Source organism: Geobacter metallireducens GS-15 (assembly GCF_000012925.1).
In the GTDB taxonomy this organism is placed as follows: Bacteria; Desulfobacterota; Desulfuromonadia; order Geobacterales; family Geobacteraceae; genus Geobacter; species Geobacter metallireducens.
The window spans coordinates 1,844,098-1,870,551 of record NC_007517.1; the positions used below are offsets into that span (position 1 = coordinate 1,844,098).

24 protein-coding genes, 1 tRNA gene and 1 other RNA gene are annotated in these 26,454 nt (G+C 57.9%); 18 read left to right on the forward strand and 8 right to left on the reverse strand.

Features of this window, described 5'->3' with window-relative positions; all coding sequences use genetic code 11:
• Position 1: 1 nt before the first annotated feature.
• The 6 genes from panC to GMET_RS08275 all read left to right on the forward strand — a co-directional run bounded on the left by panC (position 2) and on the right by GMET_RS08275 (position 6,736).
• The gene (gene panC / locus GMET_RS08255) at positions 2-853 is read left to right on the forward strand and encodes a pantoate--beta-alanine ligase (RefSeq protein ID WP_004511421.1); all 852 of its coding nucleotides are present in this window, start codon (positions 2-4) and stop codon (positions 851-853) included.
• Between the two features lie 65 nt (positions 854-918).
• Positions 919-2,571 (forward strand): pyridoxal-dependent aspartate 1-decarboxylase PanP, encoded by a 1,653-nt coding sequence (gene panP, locus GMET_RS08260; protein ID WP_004511420.1) that lies wholly within the window; start codon positions 919-921, stop codon positions 2,569-2,571.
• Positions 2,572-2,650: 79 nt separating this feature from the next.
• Positions 2,651-3,916, forward strand: coding sequence for an amidohydrolase family protein (locus GMET_RS08265; RefSeq protein WP_004511419.1), 1,266 nt, complete (start codon positions 2,651-2,653; stop codon positions 3,914-3,916).
• Between the two features lie 85 nt (positions 3,917-4,001).
• Complete coding sequence (gene smpB / locus GMET_RS08270; protein WP_004511418.1) at positions 4,002-4,463, forward strand: SsrA-binding protein SmpB; 462 nt, start codon at positions 4,002-4,004, stop codon at positions 4,461-4,463.
• Between the two features lie 13 nt (positions 4,464-4,476).
• Positions 4,477-4,832: a transfer-messenger RNA gene (ssrA, locus tag GMET_RS18330) on the forward strand.
• A 335-nt stretch (positions 4,833-5,167) separates the two neighbouring features.
• On the forward strand, positions 5,168-6,736 hold the full coding sequence (locus GMET_RS08275) for a hypothetical protein (RefSeq protein WP_004511417.1): 1,569 nt from the start codon (positions 5,168-5,170) through the stop codon (positions 6,734-6,736).
• Between the two features lie 26 nt (positions 6,737-6,762).
• Here GMET_RS08275 and GMET_RS08280 read toward each other — a convergent pair.
• Positions 6,763-6,839 (reverse strand) — tRNA-Arg (locus tag GMET_RS08280).
• Between the two features lie 168 nt (positions 6,840-7,007).
• On the opposite strand from GMET_RS08280, the gene GMET_RS08285 reads away from it, so the two are divergent.
• Positions 7,008-7,451, forward strand: coding sequence for a hypothetical protein (locus GMET_RS08285; RefSeq protein ID WP_004511416.1), 444 nt, complete (start codon positions 7,008-7,010; stop codon positions 7,449-7,451).
• A gap of 168 nt (positions 7,452-7,619) precedes the next feature.
• On the opposite strand, the gene GMET_RS18800 is transcribed toward GMET_RS08285, so the two are convergent.
• Together GMET_RS18800 and GMET_RS08295 are read right to left on the reverse strand one after the other, a co-directional pair.
• Positions 7,620-7,784 carry a hypothetical protein gene (locus tag GMET_RS18800; RefSeq protein ID WP_187148472.1) on the reverse strand — a complete coding sequence of 55 codons (165 nt, stop codon included), beginning with the start codon at positions 7,782-7,784 and terminating at the stop codon, positions 7,620-7,622.
• Positions 7,785-7,858: 74 nt separating this feature from the next.
• A complete protein-coding gene (locus GMET_RS08295) occupies positions 7,859-8,482 on the reverse strand; it encodes an OmpH family outer membrane protein (RefSeq protein WP_004511414.1) in 624 nt (207 codons plus the stop codon).
• 340 nt (positions 8,483-8,822) lie between these two features.
• Between GMET_RS08295 and GMET_RS08300 the strand changes: the two genes are divergently transcribed.
• From GMET_RS08300 to gpmA, 4 genes are all read left to right on the forward strand, one after another.
• Entirely contained in the window at positions 8,823-10,322 is a 1,500-nt protein-coding gene (locus GMET_RS08300; protein ID WP_004511413.1) for a TolC family protein, read from the forward strand.
• A 40-nt stretch (positions 10,323-10,362) separates the two neighbouring features.
• Positions 10,363-11,586, forward strand: coding sequence for an efflux RND transporter periplasmic adaptor subunit (locus tag GMET_RS08305; RefSeq protein ID WP_004511412.1), 1,224 nt, complete (start codon positions 10,363-10,365; stop codon positions 11,584-11,586).
• Complete coding sequence (locus GMET_RS08310) at positions 11,583-14,696, forward strand: efflux RND transporter permease subunit (protein WP_004511411.1); 3,114 nt, start codon at positions 11,583-11,585, stop codon at positions 14,694-14,696. Before GMET_RS08305 ends, GMET_RS08310 begins: the two co-directional genes overlap by 4 nt.
• A gap of 87 nt (positions 14,697-14,783) precedes the next feature.
• A complete protein-coding gene (gene gpmA, locus GMET_RS08315) occupies positions 14,784-15,527 on the forward strand; it encodes a 2,3-diphosphoglycerate-dependent phosphoglycerate mutase (protein ID WP_004511410.1) in 744 nt (247 codons plus the stop codon).
• 28 nt (positions 15,528-15,555) lie between these two features.
• Here gpmA and GMET_RS08320 read toward each other — a convergent pair whose 3' ends face one another.
• The 3 genes from GMET_RS08320 to GMET_RS08330 are packed head-to-tail and all read right to left on the reverse strand — an operon-like array spanning position 15,556 to position 17,220.
• Positions 15,556-16,386 carry a winged helix-turn-helix transcriptional regulator gene (locus GMET_RS08320; RefSeq protein ID WP_238379001.1) on the reverse strand — a complete coding sequence of 277 codons (831 nt, stop codon included), beginning with the start codon at positions 16,384-16,386 and terminating at the stop codon, positions 15,556-15,558.
• A 23-nt stretch (positions 16,387-16,409) separates the two neighbouring features.
• Positions 16,410-16,814, reverse strand: coding sequence for a CoA-binding protein (locus GMET_RS08325; protein WP_004511408.1), 405 nt, complete (start codon positions 16,812-16,814; stop codon positions 16,410-16,412).
• Between the two features lie 40 nt (positions 16,815-16,854).
• Positions 16,855-17,220, reverse strand: a complete 366-nt coding sequence (locus GMET_RS08330) for a hypothetical protein (RefSeq protein ID WP_004511407.1) — start codon at positions 17,218-17,220, stop codon at positions 16,855-16,857.
• A gap of 168 nt (positions 17,221-17,388) precedes the next feature.
• Here GMET_RS08330 and queD point away from each other — a divergent pair, with 168 nt between their 5' ends.
• From queD to GMET_RS08365, 7 genes are all read left to right on the forward strand, one after another.
• Positions 17,389-17,757 carry a 6-carboxytetrahydropterin synthase QueD gene (gene queD / locus GMET_RS08335; RefSeq protein WP_004511406.1) on the forward strand — a complete coding sequence of 123 codons (369 nt, stop codon included), beginning with the start codon at positions 17,389-17,391 and terminating at the stop codon, positions 17,755-17,757.
• Entirely contained in the window at positions 17,750-18,502 is a 753-nt protein-coding gene (locus GMET_RS08340) for a 7-carboxy-7-deazaguanine synthase QueE (RefSeq protein ID WP_011365854.1), read from the forward strand. Before queD ends, GMET_RS08340 begins: the two co-directional genes overlap by 8 nt.
• Before the next feature lie 17 nt (positions 18,503-18,519).
• The gene (locus GMET_RS08345) at positions 18,520-19,239 is read left to right on the forward strand and encodes a creatininase family protein (protein ID WP_004511404.1); all 720 of its coding nucleotides are present in this window, start codon (positions 18,520-18,522) and stop codon (positions 19,237-19,239) included.
• Between the two features lie 128 nt (positions 19,240-19,367).
• Complete coding sequence (locus GMET_RS08350; RefSeq protein WP_004511403.1) at positions 19,368-19,775, forward strand: MbcA/ParS/Xre antitoxin family protein; 408 nt, start codon at positions 19,368-19,370, stop codon at positions 19,773-19,775.
• Positions 19,775-20,461, forward strand: a complete 687-nt coding sequence (locus GMET_RS08355) for an RES family NAD+ phosphorylase (RefSeq protein WP_004511402.1) — start codon at positions 19,775-19,777, stop codon at positions 20,459-20,461. Before GMET_RS08350 ends, GMET_RS08355 begins: the two co-directional genes overlap by 1 nt.
• Before the next feature lie 71 nt (positions 20,462-20,532).
• The gene (locus GMET_RS08360; RefSeq protein ID WP_004511401.1) at positions 20,533-20,817 is read left to right on the forward strand and encodes a putative quinol monooxygenase; all 285 of its coding nucleotides are present in this window, start codon (positions 20,533-20,535) and stop codon (positions 20,815-20,817) included.
• 41 nt (positions 20,818-20,858) lie between these two features.
• On the forward strand, positions 20,859-22,016 hold the full coding sequence (locus GMET_RS08365) for an MFS transporter (protein WP_011365855.1): 1,158 nt from the start codon (positions 20,859-20,861) through the stop codon (positions 22,014-22,016).
• 28 nt (positions 22,017-22,044) lie between these two features.
• Here the strand turns inward: GMET_RS08365 and GMET_RS08370 are convergent, their stop codons facing one another.
• Together GMET_RS08370 and GMET_RS08375 are read right to left on the reverse strand one after the other, a co-directional pair.
• Positions 22,045-25,179 (reverse strand): efflux RND transporter permease subunit, encoded by a 3,135-nt coding sequence (locus tag GMET_RS08370; RefSeq protein ID WP_004511399.1) that lies wholly within the window; start codon positions 25,177-25,179, stop codon positions 22,045-22,047.
• Positions 25,176-26,246 carry an efflux RND transporter periplasmic adaptor subunit gene (locus GMET_RS08375; protein WP_238379002.1) on the reverse strand — a complete coding sequence of 357 codons (1,071 nt, stop codon included), beginning with the start codon at positions 26,244-26,246 and terminating at the stop codon, positions 25,176-25,178. The genes GMET_RS08370 and GMET_RS08375 overlap by 4 nt, the downstream gene beginning before the upstream one ends.
• Positions 26,247-26,454: the final 208 nt, after the last annotated feature.

The window sequence follows — 26,454 nt, forward strand, 5'->3', positions numbered from 1 at the left end:
GATGAGAATCATTGAAACCGTAGCCGAGATGCAGGCCTTTTCGCGGGAGGCACGAAGGGAGGGGAAAAGCATTTCCCTGGTCCCGACCATGGGGTTCCTCCACGAGGGACACGCCTCGCTTATGATCGAGGGGAAGAAGCGGGCCGATATCCTCGTAACGAGCATCTTTGTTAACCCAACCCAGTTCGGTCCCACCGAGGACTTCGATGCCTATCCGCGCGACCTGGCGCGGGACCGTAACGTGGCCGAGACGGCGGGAGTAGATGTTATCTTCGCTCCCAAGGCGTCCGACATGTATCCCCGGGGATTTCAGACCTATGTGAACGTGGAGGAACTGACGCGTCCCCTCTGTGGCGCGAGCCGCCCCGGCCACTTCCAGGGTGTCACCACCGTGGTTGCCAAACTGTTGAACATCGTTCTGCCCCACGTGGCCCTCTTTGGCAAGAAGGACTTCCAGCAGTTGGCAGTCATCCGCCGCATGGCCGCCGACCTGAACATGGACGTGGAAATCGTCGGCATGCCCATTGTGCGTGAAGCGGACGGCCTTGCCATGAGCTCCCGCAATGCCTACCTGGGGCCCGAAGAGCGGAAAAACGCTCTTTGTCTCAGCCGCGCCCTTGCCACGGCCCGGGACCTCTTCCTGGATGGGGAGCGCAGCGTTGGAACGCTGCGGGATAAGGTGCTCCGGGTCATCGGCGAGGTTCCCGGCGCCGTCATCGACTATGCGGATTTTCGCGATGGCGACACCCTTGAGACAGTCGAAACGGCCAACGGGCGAACTCTTATCGCCTTGGCCGTGAAGATAGGAAAGACAAGGCTGATCGACAACTGCATCCTGGGAGAAGAGCAGTAATCATACCGTTTCCGGTACTCCCTTTATGTTAAGTCCGACCGTCAGCTCAAAGGATGGAGCGAACAATGCCGAAAAATCGTGATGCAGCCCGTGCCAGCCTGGAAAACCTCTACCGGATCTTCACCGTGCCGGAAGCACCCGACTCGACCCTCGGCGCTATTGATCAGGCGATTGCCGGCGATGTCGCCGGCTTCCTGCAGACCCATATCGTCGCCATCGAACGCCCTCTCGAAGAGATCGAAGCGGATTTCTCCTCCTTCTCCATACCCGAGGAACCGACCTACGTCTCCGAGTATACCGAATTCGTCAAAGAGAACCTCGTCGCCCACTCGGTCCATACCGCCTCACCGGCCTTTGTCGGCCACATGACCTCGGCGCTCCCCTACTTCATGCTCCCGCTGGCACGCCTCATGACCGCCCTCAACCAGAATGTGGTCAAGGTGGAGACATCCAAGGCCTTTACGCCCATGGAGCGCCAGGTCCTTGCCATGCTTCATCACCTGGTCTATGGCCGGAATGACGACTTCTACCCGCAATGGATTCATAACAGCCAGCATGCCTTGGGGGCCTTCTGCTCCGGCGGCACCCTCGCCAACGTCACGGCGCTATGGGTGGCGCGCAACCGCCTGTTCGCTCCGGACGGAGAGTTCCGCGGCATTGCCCAGGAAGGGTTGGCCCGTGCCCTGAAACATCGCGGCGCGGACGGGATTGCCGTTCTCGTTTCCGAGCGCGGCCACTACTCTTTGGGCAAGGCCGCCGACCTCCTCGGTATCGGCAGGGATGACCTGATTAAGATAAAGACGGATGCAAACAACCGTATCGACCTCAAGGCGTTGAGAGAAGAATGCCGGCGACTGCAGGATCGGAACACCCTCCCGCTGGCTCTGGTCGGCATCGCCGGGACGACCGAAACCGGCAACGTCGACCCGCTGGAGGCAATGGCCGATTTAGCCCAAGAGCTCGGCTGTCATTTTCATGTGGATGCCGCCTGGGGGGGGCCAACCCTTTTTTCCGACCGGCACCGTCACCTGCTCCGCGGAATAGAACGGGCCGACTCGGTTACCATTGACGGGCACAAACAGCTCTATGTGCCGATGGGGGCGGGGATGGTCGTCTTCAAGGATCCCACCGCCCTCTCGGCTATCGAGCATCATGCCAACTATATCCTGCGTCATGGCTCCAAGGACCTGGGCAGTCATACCCTGGAAGGGTCGCGGCCAGGGAAGGCGATGCTGGTTCATGCCGGGTTTTCGATCATTGGCCGCAAGGGGTACGAGCTTCTTATCGATATGGGGATCGAGCGGGCACGCACCTTTGCCGACATGATCCAGCGCCATCCCGATTTCGAGCTGATCAGCGAACCGGAACTGAATATTCTCACCTACCGCTACTGTCCGCCTGCCATCCAGCAGGCCCTGACCGACGCGACGGCCCAACAGCGCGCCGCAATCAATGGACTTCTTGATCAGGTCTGTCAGCTGTTGCAGAAATATCAGCGCGAAGCGGGTAAAACCTTTGTCTCTCGAACACGGCTGCATGTGGCTCGCCACGACATGGAGCTCACGGTCTTACGTGTCGTTCTGGCCAATCCGCTGACGACCGATGAGATTCTGGAGGCAGTTTTGGCGGAACAATGCGAAATCGTGCGTCTGCCGGAGATTCAGGCCTTGCTGCGGCAGGCTGAGGAACTCTGTCCCGGTCTGGCGAAAGCTGTCTAACGGTAGTTTGATGGAGTTGGTGTTCTTTTGTGGTAGAGTGTAATGACTGAGTAAAGACCCGTTGCCGAGAGCCCTTTCGATGGAACTTTACGCCGCTTCATACATTCTGCCGATAGCATCTCCCCCCATCCCCGGCGGCGCGGTGGCTGTCCACGACGGCTGCATTGTCGAAACGGGAACGCTGGCCGAGCTCCGTTCGCGCCATAGCGGTCCCGTCCATGATTTCCCCGGTTGCGCCATCCTCCCCGGGCTCGTCAACGCCCACACCCACCTGGAGCTTACCCATTTCCCTTCCTGGAAGATCCGCAAGGGGATTGACTATTCTCCTCGAACATACGTGGACTGGATAATCCAGGTAATCAAGATCCGGCGGGCCTTGTCGCCACAGGAACTGGAGCTTTCCGTGCGCGAGGGGCTGCGGATTTGCCTCGAAGCCGGGACTACAGCCATCGGCGAAATCCTCACCGACCGTTCACTTATCCCCCTCTATGCCGATTCAGGCCTGAGAGGGAGGCTCTTATTCGAGGCCATCGGTCACGACCCGGTTCGCAATGCCCAACTCGTCGAAGAACTTGATGCTGCCATCGCTTCCTTTTCCGGAGGCTCATTTCTCCCGGGCATTTCACCCCATGCTCCCCACACCGTTGCCGAACACCTACACCAGGATGTGTACCGTCTGGCGTATGAGCGGAACGTGCCACGAGTCATCCACCTGGCCGAGTCCCGCGAAGAGAGCGATTTTTTCTTTGATTCTTCCGGAAAAATTGCCGAGTTTCTCTATCCCCATGTCCGGTGGGAATCGTACCTCCCCGCACCACGGCGCACAACCGCTACAGCCTGGCTCGATGGGCTCGGCGTATTGAACGGCACCATCTCGGCTGTTCACTGCGTTCACCTTACGCCGTCCGACGCCGAAATCCTGGCCAAACGTGGCGTCGGCGTGGTCCTCTGTCCCCGGAGCAACGACAAACTCGCCGTGGGGCGCGCCCCGGTCGTTCTGCTGAAGAGGCTCGGCGTCCCGCTTGCGCTTGGCACCGATTCACTGGCCAGCAATGACTCACTCTCACTGTGGGATGAAATGCGATATCTCCTTGATACCTTCCCGGGCATTTTTACTCCTACGGAAGCCCTTTCAATGACCACCATCGGCTCTGCTCGCCAGTTAGCCCTTGCTGATCGGACCGGTTCCCTCGATAAAGGGAAACATGCCGATTTCCTTGTGATGAAGCTCCCGGGCCGGAATGGTTCCGGTGAGGCGCTGCATGAGGCGCTCATTCATTCGGGAGAGATTCTTCAGGTTTTCCTTGCCGGCAATCTCGTTGTTAGCCGGGAGGCGTTTTCTTGACCGTGCGCAAACCTCTTTTTTCCTGTAATTGCAAGGGCTTTTTACTCCTTGCAATGATTTCGCCATATCTGCTACTATCACTTTCATGGGAGAAAAGCTGATCTGCAACAACAAGAAAGCGTTTCACGATTACTTTATTGAGGAACGTTTTGAAGCGGGAATGGTCCTGAAGGGGACCGAAGTCAAATCGCTCCGCATGGGGAAGGCGAACCTCAACGACTCTTTCGCCCTGGTCCGTGACGGTGAAATCTTTCTGCACAATCTCCATATCAACCCTTACGATTTCGGCAATCGCCAGAACCACGATCCGGACAGGCTGCGCAAGCTCCTGATGCATAAGAGCGAGATTGAAAAGCTCTTCGGCAAGATCCGCGAAAAGGGGTACTCGGTTGTCCCGCTCCGCCTCTACTTCAAGAACGGCCTCGCCAAAGTGGAGCTGGGCCTTGCCAAGGGGAAGAAGCTGTACGACAAGCGCGAGGACATGAAGAAGAAAGACCAGTCGAGGGAGATGGCCCAGGCCCTCAGGGAAAGAAGCAAGAGCCACTGATAAGAGTTTACAAGGGGGTGTACAGGTTTCGACGGGGATAGGAAACTAAAGGTTGCATGCCGAGGTCCGGGCTGGCCTCGTTAAAAAGCCCGGGGCGAATTACACGCCGATAATTACGACTACGCCGTAGCAGCTTAATACCCTGCTACCGATCCGCCGAGCCTCTCCCACGGGTGAAGATGGATCGTTATTTCAGTGGGATAGTCAAGGGGAGTGCCCGCGGCCCCAAGGCGAAACTTTAGCAGGATCGCTTCCCGGAAATCCCTGCCAGGGGAGAGTCGGGCGGCTAAATCAAATCCTGGCATAAGCATGTAGACGCCTTCTGTGTATGATCTTCGGACGCGGGTTCGACTCCCGCCACCTCCACCAATTCATAATCCGGCCTAGTCCGGAGTAGACAAAAAGCTCTCGGGGAATCGAGGGCTTTTTGTTTTTCTTGAGGGCAGGTGTAATGGTTTTGTAAGAGTGGGATAATGTTTCCGAACCGTTGCATACCTGATAAGCCGGTATAAACTTGCCCAGTAAACTGCCTTGGAGAAGTCAGAAGCAAGTTGATGGTGGCGGGAGTCGAACCCGCGTCCGAAGTTTACATAGCTCAAATTGAGAAGGGAGGTGACGGGAAGAGAGGTTGTTTGATCATCACGTCTGGCCAGGAAGGCCAAGAAACTCCGCACGCGGGAGCCCTGTATCCAAGGAGGATAAACGTGACAAGAAAACCATTAGCCATTGCGATATTGACTGCTGCACTGTTCATTGCAGCTGTTTCATGTTTCGCGAAAGATACACAGAACGTGGCGGCGGGGCGTGACATCTGGTTTAAGAGCACTTTCGGCGGTGAACGATTTTTCAGCCTTATCCTCCCCAATCCTCCCTTCAATCTCCCACTTGGTTTTGACCAGATGCTGACTTGGCCCCGCGACACCCGCTTCAACGAGTTCGGGGTCATCAATGATCCGGACTGCACCCCTGGTGACGCCTCGACCGGCAACTATGACCGGTGTGCAGATCCAGGGTCCGCGGGCGTGATCGGAATCCGCAAGTTCCCCAATCCTTCAGGAGGCGCTCCTCTCATCGGCGTTACCTGTGCCGCCTGCCATGCCGGATTTGACCCCAATCATCCCCCCGCTGACCCGAACCATCCGAAGGCTGAAAACATCCACCCCACCATAGGAAATCAGTATCTGGATATCGGGAAAATTTTCAGGGCCCACCTCTCGCCCCATGACCCACGCTATCAGGTGTTTTCCAGTTGGGCGCCCGGCACGGTGGACACGACGGTTCTGGAAAATGATCACATCAACAATCCGGGAATGATCACGCCGATCTGGGATGTTCCGGATCGTCCGTTCTTTGATGTCACAGTTGGCGGTGTTCCTGTCCGTGCCCATCGCAACGGGCAGGGAGGTGAAGATGATGCCGGCTGCGAAGCAGCTGCGCTCCGCGTTTACTTCAACATCGGCATGTGCGCTGCGGAATGCATGGTCGGGCACCTCGCCAACGGACCGGGAGGGAGTCAAACTCCCATTGATCTTGCCGAGTGCAGGAAAGTCTGTCCTGATCTCGTGGAGGCGGAGGGGGCTGTCGGGAAGCTCTGTGCCTTTCTCCAGACTCCCCGTTCTCCGCGCCTGGTGAACGCGCCGGATGGCCCTCGTCTTGTCGACTGGAAGGTCGTCGAAAAGGGAAAGCAGGTCTTCTTCAACGCGTGCGGATCGTGCCACTCGGACGGAGACCAGTCAGTAGCGCACAATGTTCTCACCGACGATCTGATCCATCCTTACTCGGAAATCGGCACGAACAGTTGCCGTGCCCGCACGACGAACTGGATGGCAGGGCACATCTGGGCAGCGTTCTCATCGGACCAGTACAAGGAGCGGCCCACCGGCGGCCCCGGCTTCTACCGCGACATGCCGCTTGTCGGTATCTGGGCGACCGCCCCCTTCTTCCACAATGACAGGCTGGGCCTCTATAATGGCGACCCGTCAGTGGCCGGTCGAATCGCAGCCTATGAGAATGCGATGGAACTGCTTCTGAATCCGGATAAGCGGGACGAAGCCGGTTCGATCCTGAGGACCAATGTTGTCGTGCAACTTCCGACTCCGTCAGGTGTCGTGACGCTCCCGGCCGGGACTCCTGTTGCCGCGTTCGCCAATGTCGACCCTGCAAGCGGCGACAACCTTTGCCCGGATCTCATCGAAAACGAGGGACACTATTTCGGCGCTGATCTTTCTGCGGAAGATAAGTATGCGCTGACGGAGTTCTTGAAGACGCAATGACGGGGAGATACGAAATTGAAGGGGGGTGGCGCGCCCGGAGAGATTCGAACTCCCGACACCCAGGTTCGAAGCCTGGTGCTCTATCCAGCTGAGCTACGGGCGCATTGCAAAAAGAAGCCCCCGTAACGGGGGCAAATGAAAAAAATGCTTTCTCTGATCTATACCACGTATCGGCGACTGTTACCAGAACTTGAGGATTAATCTTAAGGAAATCCGGAGAAAGTCAGCGCAACAACCGTAATGAAACACGACAGAGGAAGGGAGGAAGACCATGCAATTACCGAAACTTGTATGCGTGTGCTGTGTGCTGGCGTTAGTGGGGGCAACGGCTGGAACTTACAATGACGCAAGGGCAGCCGAAGAGAAACCCGTGACTGATACCAGTGCAAGCCTTAAGGAGATGCCCCTCCTGGATGGAGAGGTCTGGCAAGCCATGACTGCCAGTGAAAGGATTGCTTTCATCTGGGGGATCGGGCATGTCGTGACGATGGAACGCGAAGCCGCGGAGCAACGACCGGAACTGAAGAAAGCAGGACTCGCGGCGAAAATGGCGGAAGGATTGTCCGGAATCCCCATGAATGAAATCACCGGAATGATCACTGAATACTACAAAGAAAATCCTGGCTCACTGAAAGAACCGGTGATGAAGGTTCTTTGGGACAGGATTGTCAATCCGAGGATAAAGGCCGGTTTTGTTGAAGGGACAAAGGAGTAGGATGATAGTGGGAAATGGATATTCAACGATAAGGCATCGCCAAACAGTTCGTGCGTGGCGTTGACACAAAGGAGATATCTGATGAAACCAAAAAGATTTATCGCAATAGCTGCCTTGGTTTCGGTAACAGCTGGTTGTGCGGGGATGACTCCAACCCAGCAGCGCACATTAAGCGGAGGCGCCATCGGTGCTGCGGGTGGAGCCCTGCTTACCGGAATCGCTGGAGGAAATGCCGCGGTCGGAGCTACTCTCGGTGGCGCGGCCGGAGCTCTTACCGGCTACATCCTTGGTGGGGGACACCACAAACGATAAAATGGCCTCTATGATCTGCAAACAAGCGGGGGGCATCTGGTATCCGGTGCCCCCCGCTTGTTTGCATTACGATGACTCCCGCAAACAGGAGAGACTTACCGGATGCTTTTTAATATATCTTCCGTCACATCTTTCACATCGACCTTGTCGCCAAGATAGAGCAGGTCACGCTTCGGTACGATTACGGCAAATCCGTTGGCTTTGCCGTAATCGTCAGCAGCCTTCTGAATAGCCTTGGACATTGATTCTGTCAATTCTCCCTCGGTTTTCCGCATCGCTTTCTCGGCGTCCTGAACGTACTTCTGATATTCTCCGACCTTTTTCTCCAATTCCTTTACCTTTGCCTGTCGTTGTTGTGACGTGAGGCTGGGCAGCTTCGCTTCAATATCCTTCTTCATATTTTCGAGCTTTTTTTGCCGTGCGGTAATCTGTGAACGGTATTTTTCGGTTTTTTCCTTCATCTTGGCACTTGCTGCCTTGCCGGGAGCCGAATCAGTGGCAATTTTCGATAAATCTACGTACCCGATTTTCATGGGCTGTTGGGCTTGTGATGGCTCTGCGAGCTTTGGGGGTTCGGCGGTTTTAAGTAGTTCAGGGGCTGGTTGGAGAATCTTTGGCGGTTCGGCGGCCGGTTGCGGGAGAACCTTTGGGGACTCTTCTGCCATGGCGGAAAAGGAGACGAGGCAGAGAAGGAGGGCAATGCTGGCGATTGGCTTCATAGGGCACCTCTTGCGAAATGTTGAACTGCATCACGGGACGAAGATACGCGGTTTGCACAATTCAGGCAAACAAAACCGTATGTTATGCACATTTCCCCCGATGTCAGAAGGAGTTGTACAACGTTGGGATAACTCACCAACTTTCGCCTTGACAGGGGGGGGATTTTAGTGAACATAACGACGGTAGTTGTGCCGTGCCATCAATGTTGATTGGATGGGAAAATTTTTTTCAACGTTTTGCAGGGCTCTATCGTTTATTTGACAATGGAAGAAAAAAACCGTTCGACCCCAAAAGGGAACAAACGCACTGCTTGATGGCCATTTGAGGAGGAATTGACGAATGAAACGGATGTGTGCTGCCCTGTGCCTCTGTCTTGCCGCGGTCCCAGCTTCGGCTGCGGAAGGCCAGATCTCACTGCCCCTTGCGGAGGCAGTCAGGAGTGCCGTCGAAAAGAATCTTGACGTTAAAGCCGAGCTTTACAATCCCGCCATGGCCCAGGCCGATATCCGGAAGAACGAAGGGATCTATGACACAACCCTCCGTTTGACCACGGATTTCAACTATTCAGTTACTGAACCAGCCAGCTCATTTCTTACCGGCAGTCTCACTAACCGGCAGAAAACCTTCGATATCAATCCTGGCATAAGCCAGCTCATACCGATAGGCGGAACCCTCGGGCTGACCTTCAACAACACGTACAACAGCAATAATTCTACGAGATCCTTCAATAATTACTGGAATTCCGACCTTACCGTGAACCTTACCCAGCCGTTGTTGAAAAATTTCGGCAGGGAACCGACCGAGCTTGCCATCATGGTGGCGCGAAACAGCAAGGGGGAGTCCCTGGAGCGCTTCAGGACCACGCTTTCTGACACGGTTGCGCGGGTGAGGAATGAGTACTTCAAGCTCTACAGCCTGCGCGGGGATCTGGAGGTGAAAACCACCTCTTTGCTCCTGGCCCGGAAGATTCTCGACGACACCAAGGCTCGGGTAAAGGCGGGGGTTCTGCCTGCCATGGAGATCCTTAATGCCGAGTTTGGGGTGGCGAGCCGGGAGAAGGATCTGATCGATGCGGAAAAGGCGGTGCGCGACCAGAATGACGTGCTGAGGGTGCTCCTGCAGCTTACGGGCAGGGACGAGATTGTCCCGGTCGACATGCCGACGAAAGAACCCTTCGCCGTCAACGAGAAGGAGATGGTCAAGCGCGCCCTGGACAATCGCTCCGAAATCAGAGAGCAGTTGGCCGCCCTCAAATCGAGGGAGCTTGAAATGCGGGTGGCCCACAACAGGACGCTTCCCGACCTGAACCTGAGCGCCAGCGCTGCGCTGACCGGCCTTGATTCCCACTACAACCGGGATATGGAAAAGATCGGTTCGGCTGATTATCCGGTTTGGGGCGTAGGATTGCAGTTCGCGTATCCCTTGGGCAACAATGCCGCCGAGAACGATTACATCAGAAGCAAGCTCCGCTTGGAGCAAGCCAGGACCCAGGTGCGCAGCCTCGAAGCGAATGTGGAGAACGATGTCAAGGCAGCCATCCGGGGGGTGGAGTCGGGATACAAGCAAATTGATGTTACCGAGCGGGGCAGGGCCTTTGCCGAAGAGCGGCTTCGGTCCTTCATCAAGAAGAACGAAGTGGGGCTTGCCACCACAAAGGATGTACTCGATGTGGAAAACGATCTGGCCGCAGCCAAGATCAACCAGATCAATGCCTTGGTCGGGTACACCGATGCCATAACCCAGCTCTGGCGGACCACGGGAGAAATCCTCGACCGGACAGGGGTTCAGTTGTCGGACACGGAGGGTGATTCCCTCTACGAGCGGCACGTCCACAACTGAAACCATCCTCTCATCGCTCCAAACCCACCGGAGATACACCATGAATCTATCTCTCTCGCCCCGCGACCCGTCGAGAAGCGGCATCCTGTCCCGTCGCGTTCGCCGACTGGTCGTGCAGGGGGCAGCTTATTCTCTCATTGTCACACTTGCCGCCTGCGCCAAGAAAGAGCAGAAACCTGCTGCCAAGCCGCCGGTCCCGGTAGCGATCGCCACGGTCGAGCGAAAGACCGTCCCGGTCCAGATCAAGGCCATCGGCAACGTGGAGCCCTACGCTACCGTGGCCGTCAAGGCTCAGGTGAACGGCGAGGTGCTGAAGGTCCATTTCACCGAGGGACAGGACGTGAAACGGGGTGACCTCCTTTTCGCCATTGACCCGCGCACCTATCAGGCAGCAGTGAAGAAAGCCGAAGCCAATCTTTCCCGTAACCTCGTCCAGGCACGGAACGCCCGGCAGGACGCGGAGCGCTACGCCCAACTGGTGAAGGAGGGCATCGTGACTTCGGAGCAGTACGAGCAGTACCGGACCAGGGCCGAGGCCTTTGCCGCCGATGTGTCCGCCGACCGGGCCGCCGTCGAGAACGCGAAGGTGGAGCTTTCCTACTGCTTCATCCGCTCCCCCTTGACCGGCCGCACCGGGAATCTGGCGGTCCATGCGGGGAACATCGTAAAGGCCAATGAGAACCCCCCCCTGGTCACCATCAACCAGATTACGCCGGTCTACGTGGCGTTTTCCATCCCCGAAAAGGACCTCGCCGAGGTCAAGCGCCGCATGGCTGCAGGAAAGCTGGCGGTGGAGGCGACCATTCCCAACGATGCCGGTCCCGCTGAGCAGGGGATGATCTCCTTCCTCGACAACACGGTTGACGTGGCCACCGGCACCATCAAACTCAAGGGGACCTTCGAGAACAGGGCACGTCGCCTCTGGCCCGGGCAGTTCGCCAACGTGGTTGTGACCCTCGCGGCCAGGCCCAATGCGATTGTGGTCCCGGCCCAGGCGATTCAGACCGGCCAGAGCGGTCCCTATGTCTTTGTGGTAAAGGCTGACTCTTCGGTAGAAATCCGGCCGGTGACGCCGGGCATTGCCTACGAAGGGGTCACCATTATCGAGCAGGGGCTCGCGCCCGGTGAAAGGGTTGTGACCGACGGCCAGATGAGGCTCACGCCCAAGGCCAGGGTGACGGAAAAACCGGGACCGGGGACCAGGGACCAAGGGCCGGCAAACCCCCGGCAAGCTTCTGGCCAGCCCAAGGGCCAGCAACCATGAGCATCGCCGAGGTTTTCATCCGGCGGCCGGTCATGACGAGCCTCGTCATGCTGGCTGTCATGCTCTTCGGTCTCCTCGCCTACAGCAAGCTGCCGGTCAACGACCTTCCCACCGTCGACTATCCGACCATCCAGGTTTCCGCCAGCCTTCCCGGCGCCAACCCCGACACCATGGCCGCGTCGGTGGCGCTCCCCCTGGAGCGGGAGTTCTCAACCATAGCCGGCGTGGACTCCATGAACTCCACCAACGGTCTCGGAACGTCCCGCATCACCATCAAATTCACCCTGGAGCGCGACATCGACGCCGCCGCCCAGGATGTCCAGGCAGCCATCTCCCGGGCCCAACGCCAGCTCCCCCAAGACATGCCGGCTCCACCGTCGTTCCAGAAGGTTAACCCGGCGGACCAGGCAGTTCTCTATCTGGCCCTCAGCTCGCCGACGCTTCCCCTGTCAACGGTCAATGACTATGCCGAAGCCATGATCGCCCAGCGGATTTCCATGGTTAACGGCGTGGCCTCGGTGCAGGTCAACGGTTCCCAGAAGTACGCGGTGCGGGTCCAGGTGGACCCCAAGGCGCTTGCGGCCCGCAAGATCGGCATCGACGAGGTGGCCCAGGCCCTGGAGCGCGGAAACGTGAACCTCCCCACCGGCACCCTCCAGGGAAAGCACGAGGCCCTAACGATCCAGACCAGCGGCCAGCTCTATAGCGCCAAGGAGTATGAGCCGCTCATCGTTGCCTACCGCAACGGTTCGCCGGTCCGCCTCGGGGAGATCGGCAAGGTCATCGACAGTGTGGAGAACGACAAGGTTGCCGGCTGGTACAAGCAGACCCGCGCCATCATCCTCGCCATCCAGCGCCAGCCCGGCACCAACACCATCGAGGTGGTGAACCGTATCAAGGAGCTGATTCCCCACTTCCGCTCGCAACTCCCCGCCTCGGTGGACCTGAACATCCTTTTCGACCGGACCGGGGGGATCAAGGAGTCGGTGGCCGACGTGAAGTTCACCATGATGCTCACCATCTGTCTCGTCATCCTGGTGATTTTCCTCTTTCTGCGCAACCTCCCCGCCACACTGATTCCGAGCCTCGCCCTGCCACTCTCCATCGTCGGAGCCTTTTCAGCCATGTACCTGATGGGGTTCTCGGTCAACAACATAACCCTCATGGCCCTGACCCTTTCGGTGGGCTTCGTGGTGGACGACGCCATTGTCATGCTGGAGAACATCGTTCGACACCTGGAGAAGGGAGAGGACCCCAGGGAGGCGTCGTTGCGCGGCTCCCGGGAGATCGGCTTCACCATTGTCTCCATGACCATTTCGCTGGTGGCGGTCTTCATTCCGGTTCTCTTCATGCAGGGGATGCTCGGTCGGCTCCTCCACGAATTCGCCGTCACCATCAGCCTAGCGATCCTCATCTCCGGTTTCGTTTCCCTCTCGCTCACCCCCATGCTCTGCAGCCGCTTCCTCCGTCCCCATGGCGAGCAGCGCCACGGCCGGTTCTACAATTTCATGGAGCGCTTCTTCAACGGCATGTACCGCTTCTATGAAGTGACCCTGGCGCGAGTCCTGAGGCTTCGCCGGACGGTGCTGGCCGGCACGCTGGTCTTGACGCTCCTCACCATCTGGCTCTTTACCAAGGTACCCACGGGCCTGTTGCCGAGCGACGACATCGGTGCCATCTTCGCCATGACCGAAGGGGCCCAGGGAATCTCCTTCGAGGAGATGAAGGCCAAGCAGCAGCAACTGGCGGCCATCGTGCTCCAGGACCCGAACGTGGAGGCGTTCATGTCGACGGCGGGCGCCAGCGGGAGCCGTGTGTCGTCCAACTCGGGTTTCATGTTCATCCGCCTCAAGCCCCGCCAGGAGCGGAAGCTGAACGCCGATCAGGTGATTCAGCAGTTGCGTCCCAAGGTAATGGGGGTGCCGGGGATTGTCATGTTCCTCCAGAACCCGCCGCCGATCCGCCTGGAGGCCCGGCTGGCGAAAAGCCAGTACCAGTTCGTGCTCCAGAGCCCCGACACCGAGGATCTCTACGCGCGCGCGGCCGAACTGGAGGCAAAGCTGAAGCAGGTGCCGTTGCTGCTGGACGTGACGAGCGACCTTCAGCTTCAGAATCCACAGGTTCAGCTGGACATCGACCGGGACAAGGCATCGGCCCTCGGGGTCACCGCCCATCAGGTAGAGGACGCACTGTACTACGCCTACGGTGCACGGCAGGTCACCACCATCTTCGCCCCCGACAATCAGTATAAGGTGATTCTGGAACTGGAGCCCCAATATCAGACCGATCCTACAGCCCTCTCCATGCTCTACATCCGCTCCCAGAAGGGGGATCTGGTCCCCCTGAATACGCTGGCAAACCTGCGGCGCACCCTCGGCCCCCTGTCGGTGAACCATCTGGGGCAGATCCCGGCGGTGACCATCTCCTTCAACCTGCGGCCCGACACCCCCCTGAGCGAGGCGGTGTCAGCCATCGAAAAGGTGAGCCGCGAGACGCTTCCCGCCACCTTCACCACAAGCTTCCAGGGGGTTGCCCAGGCCTATCAGCAGTCAACCACGGGGCTCACGGTTCTGATTATCATGGCGATTGTTGTTATCTACATCGTTCTCGGCATCCTCTACGAGAGCTACATCCATCCGATCACCATCCTGTCGGGATTGCCTTCAGCCGGTTTCGGGGCGCTGATCACCCTCATGATTTTCGGCAAGGAGCTGAACCTCTATGGTTTCGTGGGCCTTATCATGCTGATCGGCATCGTCAAGAAGAACGCCATCATGATGATCGACTTCGCGCTGGAGGCCCAGCGCAGTGAAGGGATGCCCCCCCTGGAGGCGATCCACCAAGGCGCCCTTGTCCGTTTTCGTCCCATTATGATGACCACCATGGCGGCTCTCATGGGAACCCTTCCCATTGCCCTCGGCATCGGGGCAGGGGCCGAGGCCCGGCGCACCCTCGGGCTTTCAGTCGTGGGGGGGCTTGTCGTGTCGCAGCTGCTGACCCTCTACATCACGCCGGTCATCTACTACTATATGGATCGCATGCAGGAGTGGGTAAAGACGCGTTTCGGGATCGGGCAGAGTTCCCGAAAGGAGCGACAGTCGGCAGGGTAGGAAGGTTGCGCGCGGCGGACGCCTGTATATACTTACCCTGCGTGTGGGGTTGGTTGCCGACCCCGATTTTCTGAAAGGGGCCATGCCATGAAAAAGCTCGTTTTGCTTCGTCACGGCGAAAGCGTCTGGAACAGGGAGAACCGTTTCACCGGCTGGACCGATGTGGGGCTCAGCGAGAAGGGGATCGAGGAGGCAATCAGTGCCGGGCGCACCCTGAAAGAAGAAGGGTTTGTTTTCGACGTGGCCTACACGTCGGTCCTCAAGCGGGCCATCAAGACCCTCTGGCTCGTCCTGGAAGAGATGGATCTCATGTGGATCCCGGAATACCGCCACTGGAGGCTCAACGAGCGTCACTACGGAGCGCTCCAGGGGCTCAACAAGGCGGAGACCGCCGAACGGCACGGCATGGAGCAGGTCATGATCTGGCGCCGCAGTTACGATATCCCGCCGCCTCCCCTGACCCCCGACGATCAGCGGTTTCCGGGAAGCGATCCTCGCTATGCATCACTTTTACCCGAGGAGTTACCACTCACCGAATCCCTCAAGGACACGGTCGCCCGTTTTCTTCCCTACTGGCATGAAACCATCGCCCCCGCCGTAAAAGAAGGGAAACGGGTTCTCGTCACCGCCCACGGCAACAGCCTGCGGGCCCTTGTAAAATACCTGGATCTGGTCTCTGACTCCGAAATCGTCAACCTCAATATTCCCACCGGCATTCCCCTTGTCTACGAACTAACGGATAACATGACACCCATCAGGAGCTACTATCTCGGTGATCCGGATGACGTGGCCAGGGCAAGCAGGATGGTGGCGGATCAGATAAAGAAGTAAGTATCGCTCTGAACTCCTGGCGCCGGCGTCAAGCGATAAAGAGTCGTCCCTTCCTCTTCGCGATAAACCCTTCTGCTTCCATCTGCTTCAGGTTGCTCAGCACCGCATCCTGGGGCTTGTTCAGAAAAGACGTAATTTCTTCAAGCGTTATGCCTGGTCTGTCCAGTATTGCCTTAAGTATCAGGCTCCGTAGTTCCCGATTGGATCCCTTGAAGGGGCTCTGGGTTGCGTGATGGGCACTGCGCCGTGAAGGATTGCCGTGGAGCCTCTTGAGGTGGGCACCGTAGTCCATGAGGGCATAATACCATTCCCGGGGATTGCCATAATCGAGAGCCCCTTCGACCAGGGGTGCGATCTCGCGGTCATGGACCTTTTCGGAATCATTGAAGAAGTGATGGATGAAAACGGTTCTGATGTTGGTTTCGATGAATGCGGAAGGCACGGAGAAGGCAAAGGCAGCCACGGCTCGTGCTGTGTAGTGTCCTATGCCGGGGAGCTTTTCCAGTTCCGCGATGGTGGAGGGAAGGGTGCCGCCATATTCTGTTACGACTGCTTCGGAGCACCGCTTCAGATTGAGGGCGCGCCGGTTGTAGCCGAGCCCTTGCCAGGCGGCAAGAACCGCGTCAAGTGGGGCTGCGGCAAGGGCCCTGAAATCGGGGAACGCCGAAAGGAATGACATATACTTACCTGTCACCCTGTCGACCTGGGTTTGCTGAAGCATTATCTCGGAAACGAGGATGGCGTAGGGGTCACTGGTTTCACGCCACGGAAGGGTGCGCCCGTGGCGCCGGTAGTGGCCATAAACAATCTGTCGGAAGAGGGTGGCAGCCTCCGGGGTGAGTCCCCCGGAGGTATACATTTCCCTGATGTGGCTTTCCAGGCTCAATGGTCGTGATAGCCGAGAACGACCAGGATGCAGGTCCCGTCGGCAATGACGCTGATTCCGTGTCTGCGGCATGCCTCCACGGCGGCATCGCTTTCAGCGCCCGGTTGCATCCAGATGTTCTTGATCCCCTTGCGGGCCGCCATCTCAACCACCTGCTCGGTCACCGGGGGAGGGGTAATCACCGAGATGCTCTCCACGTCATCCGGAAGACCCGTTACGTTCGGAACGCACGCCGTTCCCTCGATTTCCTGCTCCTTTGGATTGACCGGGATAACCCGCAGGTTCTTCTGCTGGTAAACGCGCAACACCTTGTTGCCGTACTTGTGTCGGTCCGCCGAAGCGCCGACAACGCCAAAGGCCTTTGACTGGAAAAAGAGATCAAGCTGTTCCTTGGTATTCATGGTCACTCCTCCCTGAAGCGTCTTTGGTCACTAGTATCCGTCATTTCAGATGCTTTGCAACCAGCATCTCGATAAGTTCACCGATGGTTGTCCGTTTGTGTGCCGCGGCAATCTTCAGCTTCAGGTGGAGATCCTCGCGGATATTCGCCGTGAGGCGCACATCCCCCTCGGGCACCAGTCCCGATGTAGAACGGGCCTTGGCCGTTCCTTTGCTCTTACCTCGCGCTTTCTGGCTCGGTTTCCTCGTTGCGGCTTGTTCCCGGGCAACGACTTTTTTTACTTCCTTTTTCTTGGGCGTTTCCGAATCTTTTCCTCTGGCAGCCTTCTTCGGAGCGGGCTTCTTCTTTTCCGGTTCCGCAGGGGTTTCAAAGAGGGCCATTTGCCCTTCAAGGGGTTCGCTGTTCATGTTGACCTCCCGGCATGCAAATCAATGCGAAATTTAACCATACATACTTACCCAAGTAAACAGAAAGGTCTCGCCAACAGGGAGATATTTTGCATTTTGGCACCTCCCATGGTACTATCGCCTCGCTAAAAAAGCTGCTAATGAAATCATTGATCAGGGGAGCAACCAATGTACAAATTGGCGATTCACACATCTTTTGCCGCTGCCCATTGTCTCATCAACTACCAGGGAGACTGCGAGAACCTCCACGGGCACAACTGGAAGGTGGAAGTGACCGTGACGGCCCGGGAGCTTGACAAGGCCGGCCTCGGGATCGATTTTAAAATCCTCAAGCAGGAGACGAACGCAATCCTGCGCACCCTCGATCATAAATACCTCAACGAGTTGACCCCGTTCCGGGAAATTTCCCCGTCTTCCGAGAACATTTCCCGCTTTCTCTACGAGGAGCTTTCCAAGCGGCTCAATGACGGCAATGTCAAGGTCGAGAGCATCACCGTCTGGGAGTCGGACAACGCTGCCGCCACCTACTATGAGTAAGCCGACCGCAGAGCTGGCCGAAGTTTTTTCCTCTGTCCAGGGAGAGGGGATGCTGATAGGGCTGCGGCAGGTTTTCGTCCGTTTTCGTGGCTGTAATCTCACCTGCGACTATTGCGACACCCCCACTGAAATAACCGCCGAGCCCTGCCTTGTGGAGCAGACTCCCGGCCGGCGCGACTTTGTCCCCACCGCCAACCCCGTGGCCCTGGATCGTATCGTCTCACTCATCGACGGATGGCAGCGGGGATGGCCGGGGGTCCACCATTCAATCAGCATTACCGGCGGGGAACCGCTTCTCAGTCACACCGTTCTTTCGGCCTGGCTCCCGGAACTGAGAAATATCCTTCCCGTCTATCTGGAAACCAACGGCATCATGCACTCGGTCCTTGGGCTTCTCATAGACCATATCGATATCATCGGCATGGACATCAAGATCCCTTCCACCTCGGGATGCACCGGCCTGTGGGACGACCACCGGAGTTTTCTTCAAATTGCCGCCAGAAAGAATGTCTTTGTAAAAATTATCGTAGGGGATGAAACGGAGGAATGGGAAATTATCCGCGCCAGTGAACTGATTGCCGCCATAAACAGCCATATTCCCCTGATCCTCCAGCCCGTCACCGAACCGGGGGGGAGAGTTGGCATTAACCCCGTCAGGGCGCTGGAATTCCAGGAGATTGCCTGCCGCCACCTGGATGAAGTTCGCATCATCCCCCAGACCCACAAGTTCATGGCCCAGCTGTAAGGGAGGACGGGAGCAACGTGATCGTCGAAACAATGACCATGGTCGAATTCGAGGAGGGGCTGAAGCGGACCAGGACGGTTTTCGTCCCCTTCGGGTCCGTTGAAGAGCATGGTTGCCATCTGCCGCTTTCCACCGACACCATCCAGGCCTACGAGGTGGGGAAGAAGGCAGCCCTGCAGATTTCGCTCTTCGTGGCCCCGCCCATTCACTACGGCTCTTGCCGCTCCACCTCATGCCACCCCGGCACCATCTCCATCACCACCGCAACCCTCAAGTGCCTCATGAAAGACATCGTTCGCTCGCTCTACGCGCAGGGGATGAGGAATTTCATCATTCTTACCGGCCATGCAGGGGGCTCCCACCGCATGGCCCTTCAGGACGCCGGCGAGGAGCTTCTGCCGGAGATTCCCGACATCAGGATTGCGGTCGTCACCGAATACGAGCTTGCCAGCCGGGAAGGGAAAGGGATCATCGAGACGGAAGGGGACGCCCATGCCGGCGAGATCGAGACGTCGCGGATTCTGCACACCCATCCGCATCTGGTGCAGGGAAGGGGAGAGCGGGAATTCCCCTCGTTCCCCACGGGCATCCTAGTCCGGAACAAGAGGAAATACTGGCCGAACGGCGTCTGGGGCGATCCCGCCAAAGCCACCGCCGAAAAGGGGAAACGGCTGGAAGAGCTGGTCGTGAAAAAGATTGTCGAACTTGCTGCGGCACTGGAACAGTTTCAGGAGTGAACAGGGGCCGGACTCCTATCCATGATCCAACGCACAGGGACGGGGCGATTATGGTGGGTAAGGGAAAGCGGTTTGTTGTGTATTGCACATTTTTGGTGTAGTATTGAGCATGAAGGGAGGTGCTCACAATGCTGCTGACTCAGATTCGACCGTCGGAAATTGACCTGCACAGCACGGAAGCACGCGGCGCCTTGGCCAAAATGATCATCAAGCTCTTTACCCATTGGGGGCTGTCGACTGCCGACCAACTGGAATTGCTGGGCCTCAGCCCGAAGAGCCGCGGTCTTCTCGCGAAGTATGCAAAAGGTGAGGCTTTACCTGAAGGGCGCGACTCCCTTGACCGGGTCGGTTATCTTCTGTCAATTCACAAATCGCTGCGGCTGCTCTATCCATACAATCCCGAAATCCGTTATTCCTGGGTGAATCGACGCAACACGGCATTCAACAATCTCACCCCTCTGGCGGTTATGAAGGAACAGGGAATTATCGGGCTCGCCAGGGTGGCGCGATATCTCGATTATTACCGAGGGCTCTAGTGAAGGCCCTGTTCGTAAGAACCAATGATTTCCAGGGGGACGTATTCCGGAATATCGTCTCATTGCGTGAATCGCTCGATCTCTTTGACGATCTCACCGACGAGGCGGGCCAGAGTCAGTATGCGACCGTTGCTGAAGCAAGAGTTAAAGAATTAATTCCCATCGGCCTGATCGATAGGGGTTTTCACTACACGACAGCCATTGACTACCCGTTCACCAAAGAGCCATTTTTACTTTCGCGCTATGGGAACGGGACGTTCGGCGTGTGGTATGGTTCCCTGCAATTGGAGACCAGCATCCATGAAACCGTCTTCCATATGATGAGAGAGGAATCGATGGTTGAAGGGGTAACGGGGCGATTGGTGCGGGAAAGGGCTGTCTACCTGGTCCGCGCCCGCGCTGTTCTGATAGATCTGGTCGGGAAGGAAAAGCGATACCCGGATCTTGTTTCCGATGATTACAGCTTCACGCAGCAGATCGCTGAACGATTGCACAAAGAAGGGCATCCCGGGCTGCTGGCTCCCTCGGCGCGGTGTGCTGGAACGAACGTGGTGGCGTTCACCCCGAATATCCTGAATGACCCGCGGGTGAACTGTTATCTGACCTATACCTACGATTACCAGGCAAAGAGTGTCGAGGTTGAGCGGCAGCCTGGAGATGTCATTTATTCTCATCAGTTCACTTAGGCGGATTTTTGAGAGAGCGCTGGCACCTGCGACCCTGGTGCCAGCAATGAATTTCACAAATGGAGGGAAACATGGCAGTAACCGTTGTTGCAAAGGTTGTCGTGAAAAAGGAGTTCATCGAACCGGTAAAAGCCGAGCTTCTCAAGCTGGTCGACCCGACGCGGCGAGAGAGAGGGTGCATGGAGTACAGACTCCATCAGGACAACGAAGATCCTGGGGTGTTCATATTTTATGAGAACTGGGAAAGCATGGCCTCCCTGGAGCAGCACATGAACAGCGACCATTTCAGGAACTATGTCTCTGCAGTAGAAGGAAGGCTTGTCAAGAAGGTCGTGAATAAAATGACCGGAATCTGAGTTGATGTACCATGGACTTTGGCGAAACGATAAAGTGAGTGATGACTGAAACCGCACCACCTCGCATGGACCTTCGCCTGGCCGCGCTCCTGATAGGGGTCATCCTTTCAACGGTCGATTCCAGCGCACTCAACCTGGCTCTGCCGACCCTCGCCGCCCATTTTGGAACCGATGCCAGCGCCGTCCAGGGGGCAATTTCGCTCTATCTGGTCGGTTCTGCCCTTGCGTTTCTTCCCCTCTCCAGCATTGCCGGACGGGTCGGGACAGTCAGGGTCTACCGCGTGTCCCTGGCTGCGTTCGCCGTCATCTCCCAATTCCTTGCCTTTTCTCCAAACCTTCAGACGCTGCTTGTACTCCGTTTTCTCCAGGGAATTGCCGGTGCCGGCATTGTCGGTCTTGTCCCGGGGATGACTGCCGCCACCTTCAGGGAGCACCGGGGATGGGCGTTGGGCATGGTTTCCGGCTCGGTGGCCGCGGGTACCCTGATCGGCCCGCCCCTCGGGGGCTTCCTGGTTGAATGGTTGGGTTGGCGTTCCATCTTCTACATAAACCTTCCGTTCGGCTTGCTGGCGTTGTTGTTGTCGAGCCGTTTGACCGAACTTATGGGTGTCGGCCTTGTCGAGGGACTGCGACGGATTATCCGTGCTCCCCGTTTCATCTTGGCACTGACCTCCACTGTCTGCTTTTTCATCCACTCCTTCGGCACCAACCTCATCTGGCCCTTTTATCTGGAAGCGGGAGGGATGTCTCCCGCCAAGGTGGGGCTGTTCATGCTGGTTCCGCCCGTCATGCTCATGGTCGCCGGTCCATCGTGCGGCAAGATGTCCGACAGTAGAGGGTATGACCGGGTAAGCTGGCTTGGGAGTGCCGTGCTGATGGCTGCTTCCCTGGGCCAGGGGCTCAGCGGCTCCGTTATCATCGGCTTGATGGGGATCGGCATCGGGAGGGCACTGTTCCAGGCTGCCAACAACGCGGCCGTTTTGTCACAGGCTCCCGAGGGGACGAACACGGTCGCCTCTGGCCTTCTGTCCATAGCCAGAGTGAGCGGTCAGGCGTTGGGAAGCGTTCTTGCCGGTATCTTATGGGGAAAACTGGAACATGGCGGCACCAGCAGGGCGTTTCTCGTGGTCAATCTGGTGATGGCCGCTGTCGCCGCACTCGCCGGGTGTCTGATCATCGGACGGAGTCGGATCAAGTAATCGCGGATCAGCGATAGTGGTCAGCGAATTATCGACGCAGGGTCCTCTTCGAACGCCAATTGCCCACCCATTCACTCATACGTTCCAGGACCACATAGAACACCGGAACGAACGGGATGGCGAGAAGGGTGGAGGAGATCATGCCCCCGAAGACGACAGAGCCGATGGCACGTTGGCCCGCCGAACCCGCTCCGAACGCGACCACAAGCGGAACGACTCCCAGGATGAACGCGAACGAGGTCATGACGATCGGACGGAACCGGCGGCGGGTTGCCTCGATGGCGGCCTCGGCTATGGACATCCCTCCGTGGTGGAGGTCGCGGGCGAATTCCACGATAAGGATGGCGTTTTTGCTCGCCAGTGCAATCATCAGCACCAGCCCCACCTGGGTATAGAGGTTGTTGTCGTAGCCCCGGATGATGAGGGCCAGAAGGACTCCGACCAGCGCTATCGGGACCACGAGAATGATCGCTGCGGGCGAAGTCCAGCTTTCGTACAGGGCCGCCAGGACCATGTAGACCAGGATGACGGAGAGGGCGTAGATGAAGTAGGCTTGTTTGCCCACCTTCTTTTCCTGGAAGCTGGTGGAGGTCCAATCGAAGTCAATCCCCTCAGGGAGCTTTTCGGCGGCCATCCTCTCCATCAGAGTCAGGGCCTGACCGGAGCTGAAGCCGGGGGCGGCAGAGCCGAAAATGGCGGCGGCCGGGTAGAGGTTGTACCGGGTTATCAGTTCGGGGCCCTGGGTCTGCCTGACATTAATCAGGGCGCCGAGGGGAACCATCTCCCCCCGTTGGTTGCGCACATAGAGTTTTCCTATGTCCTCGGGCCTGATGCGGTAAGGGCTGTCGGCCTGAATATAGACCTGGAAGACCTGGTTGTATTTGTTGAAGAGGTTCACGAACGAGGAACCGAGGTATGCCTGGAGGGTCTCGAAGACATTCGACAGGGGCACCAGGAGGGCCTCCGCCTTGGTCCTGTCGATATCCAGGTACAATTGGGGGCTGCTTAGGCTGAAGGTGGAGGCGAGGCCCTTCAGGTTAGGCTGTGAGTTGCCGCTCCGCATCAGCTCGTCAGCGGCATCCTTGAGCCGTTCAAGACCGACGCTCCCCCGATCCTCCACCATCATCTGGAAACCGCCAGTCTGACCGAGGCCCCGGATCGGCGGAGGGATGACCACAAACGCCTGTGCCTCCTGGATCTCGGCAAGCTGGCGATTGATGCTCGCTATGATCCTGTCCTGGTTCAGGGCGGAGCCCCGCTCGCTCCAGTCTTTGTAAACGACGAAGGTGGTGGACATGTTTGAGACGTTGGCACCATCCAGGATCGACAACCCGCCGATGTGGACCCAGAAGTCGACACCGGAGGTCTTTTTGAGAATCTCGTTGATCTGCACCGCCACCTTCTCCGACCTGGGCTGTGAGGCCCCTTCGGGGATGCGGGACACCAGGACGCCGTAACCCTGGTCCTCGGTGGGGAGAAAGCCGAGGGGGCGATTTATGAATACCAGGAAAGAGGTTGTGACGATGATGGCGAAAATGACAACGAACAGGACCGGCCGTTTCACCATCCGGGCGACGATCCCAATGTAGACATTGGTGAAGGACTGGAACGCCCGGTTGAATCCCCGGTAGAACCAGTTAGGCCGCTTTTCCCCGCGCGGCCTCAGCCACAAGGCGCACTGGACCGGCTTCAGGGTAAGTGCGTTGATGGCGCTGATCACGGCCGTTGAGGCGATTACCAGGGCGAACTGGCGGAATATCTGCCCGGTGATTCCCGGGAAGAAGGCCGCCGGAAGGAAGACCGCGACCAGGGCAAGGGTAATCCCCATCACCGGCCCGGTCAGTTCCCGCATCGCCTTGATGGTGGCCTCCTTCGGGGCAAGCCCCTTTTCGATATAGTATGAACTGCTCTCCACGATAACGATGGCGTCGTCCACCACGATCCCGATGACCAGCACCAGCGCGAACAGGGTCATCAGGTTGATCGTGAAACCGAGTCCGGCCATGGCGATAAAGGCGCCAATGATGGTGACCGGCACAGTGGTGGCCGGAACCAGCATCGCCCTGATGTTCTGCAGGAACAGGAGGATGACGAAGAGCACCAGGAATGCGGCTATGAAGAGTGTGTCGTAGACGCTGGAGATCGCCTCCCTGACAAACTTGGTGGTGTCGTAGCGGATGGCGTATTTCATCCCGTCGGGGAATTTCTTGCTCATCCCGTCCAGGGCCTTGTAAACGCTGTCGGCCACATCGATGGCGTTGGCGTCCGGAAGGGCGAAAACCACGATCTGGGCTGATTTGTGGCCGGTGAACCGGGCGTAATTGCTGAAGTTCTGCTGGCTCAGATCCACCCGTGCCACGTCTCGCAGCCGCACCACCTGCGGAGCCGGGCCGGTTGCGGTCTTGACGACGATATCTTCGAACTGCCCCACATCAGAGAGCCGGCCAAGGGTGGTAACGGTGAACTGGAAACTCTGGCTCGCCGGAACCGGCGGGGCCCCGAGCTGTCCCGCCACCACCTGGACGTTCTGTCTCTGGATGGCGGTCAGAATGTCGCTTGTGGTGAGGTCGAAGCTCTGGAGTCTCTTGGCGTCGAGCCAGACCCTCATGCTGTAGGGACCAGCGCCGAATACCCGCACCTGGCCGACGCCGGGGAGCCTGGCCAGCGGGTTTTGCAGGTTTATGACGGCATAGTTGGAGAGGAAGATCTCCTCGAATCTCTCATCGTCCGCATAGAGGCTGGCCACCAGCAGGATGTTGGGCGAGACTTTTTTTACGGTGACTCCCTGCTGCTGCGCCCCGCCCGGAAGTTGGGCCAGGGAGGTGTTTACCAGGTTCTGGACAAGAGCCAGGGAGGTATTGAGGTCGGTTCCGACATCGAAGGTGATGGTCAGGTTATAGGAGCCGTCACTCCCGCTGGTGGACGACATGTAGATGGAGCCTTCCACGCCGTTCACCGCCTGTTCGATAGGTACTCCGATGGTCGCCGCGACAACCTCCGCGCTTGCGCCGGGGTAGCGCGCGGTCACCTGTATGGTCGGGGGCACGATCTGGGGGTACTGGGCCACTGGCAGGCGATTCAGGAAGATCAGCCCGATGATGACCGTGACCAGCGCGATGACGTTGGCGAAGATGGGACGTTCGATGAAGAACTGGGAAATCACGGCTTGACCTTCGGTCCCGCGGTGGTGCGGGAAGGGGCAGACGCAGGCTCCGCATCCTCCCGTACGGGGGTTACACGGCTTCCAGAGGGGGCTTTCAGCTGTCCTTTGACGATGACCCATTCGCTTCCGTCAAGGCCTTGTTCGATCACGCGCAGGGAATCCTCCTGGTGGCCTGTCTTGACGGCGCGCCGCTCCACCGTATTTTTGCCGTTCACGGTCAGCACGTACGACCCCTGCTGGTCGCTTCTTATTGCCGTGTCGGGAGTCAGGAGAGCGACCCTTCTCTCCAGCGGGAGACGGACCTTCGCGTACAATCCGGGGAGTATCCTTCCTGACGGATTCCGGAAGACGCCCCGTAACAGCAGCGTTCCGGTGGTAGGGGTGAGGCTTGTGGCGGCAAAATCGACATAACCCTTGTGCGAATAACCCTCTTCCTGTGCAAGGGCGATAAAAACCGGGCGTTTTTCTGTTTTGGCAACGCCGGGAAGACGGTTTGTCTTGAGCAACCGGGCCAGGTCCAGGTCGCTGACCGTGAAATACACGTAAATGGGGTCGATCTGGATGAGTTGGGCAAGAACGGTGTTGTTCGTTTCAGAGCCCACCAGATTTCCCGGATCCTGCTGTCTCCGATCTATCCGTCCGCTAAAGGGGGCCGAGACCAGGGTGTAGCCAAGATTGAGCCTTGCGAGGTCCCGATTCGCCTCCGCGGCTTTCAGGTTAGCCCTGGCGGAGTCCCGCTGGTATCTCCAGTTGTCCACGTCAGTCTGGGTAGCGGCCTTATGGGGCAACAGGTTGGAGTAGCGGATCAGTTGACCTTCGGCGTACTCAAGCTGCGATTTCAGCGCCATGACCTGGCCTTCGGCCTGGCGGAGGGCGGCCTCATAGGTGTTCCGCTGTAGCTGAAAGAGCGGTTGCCCATTGGTGACCATCTGCCCGTCCCGGAAAAAGACCTTCTCAAGATACCCGGGAACACGAGCGACCAACTGCACAGAGTTGACGGCCTGGGTGTTGCCGGTCAGTTCCAGGTAATCGGTAACTTCACGTTTCAGGGGGTGAGAAACGGTCACCTTCGGGGGCGGGGGAGGGGGCGGCGGGGGCTTCTTGCATCCGGCCTGAAGAAGGGCGAGAAGTGGCAGGACCCAGAGCACAAGGCAATGTAAGGGTTGGAAAGTGGTTTTCATTCCGCGAAACATAGCCGCATTGCCTCCCTGGTCCGCATCAGACTATCGAATGTCTCCGTTCAGTACTGATCTATTCATGATGCCGCGGCAAAAC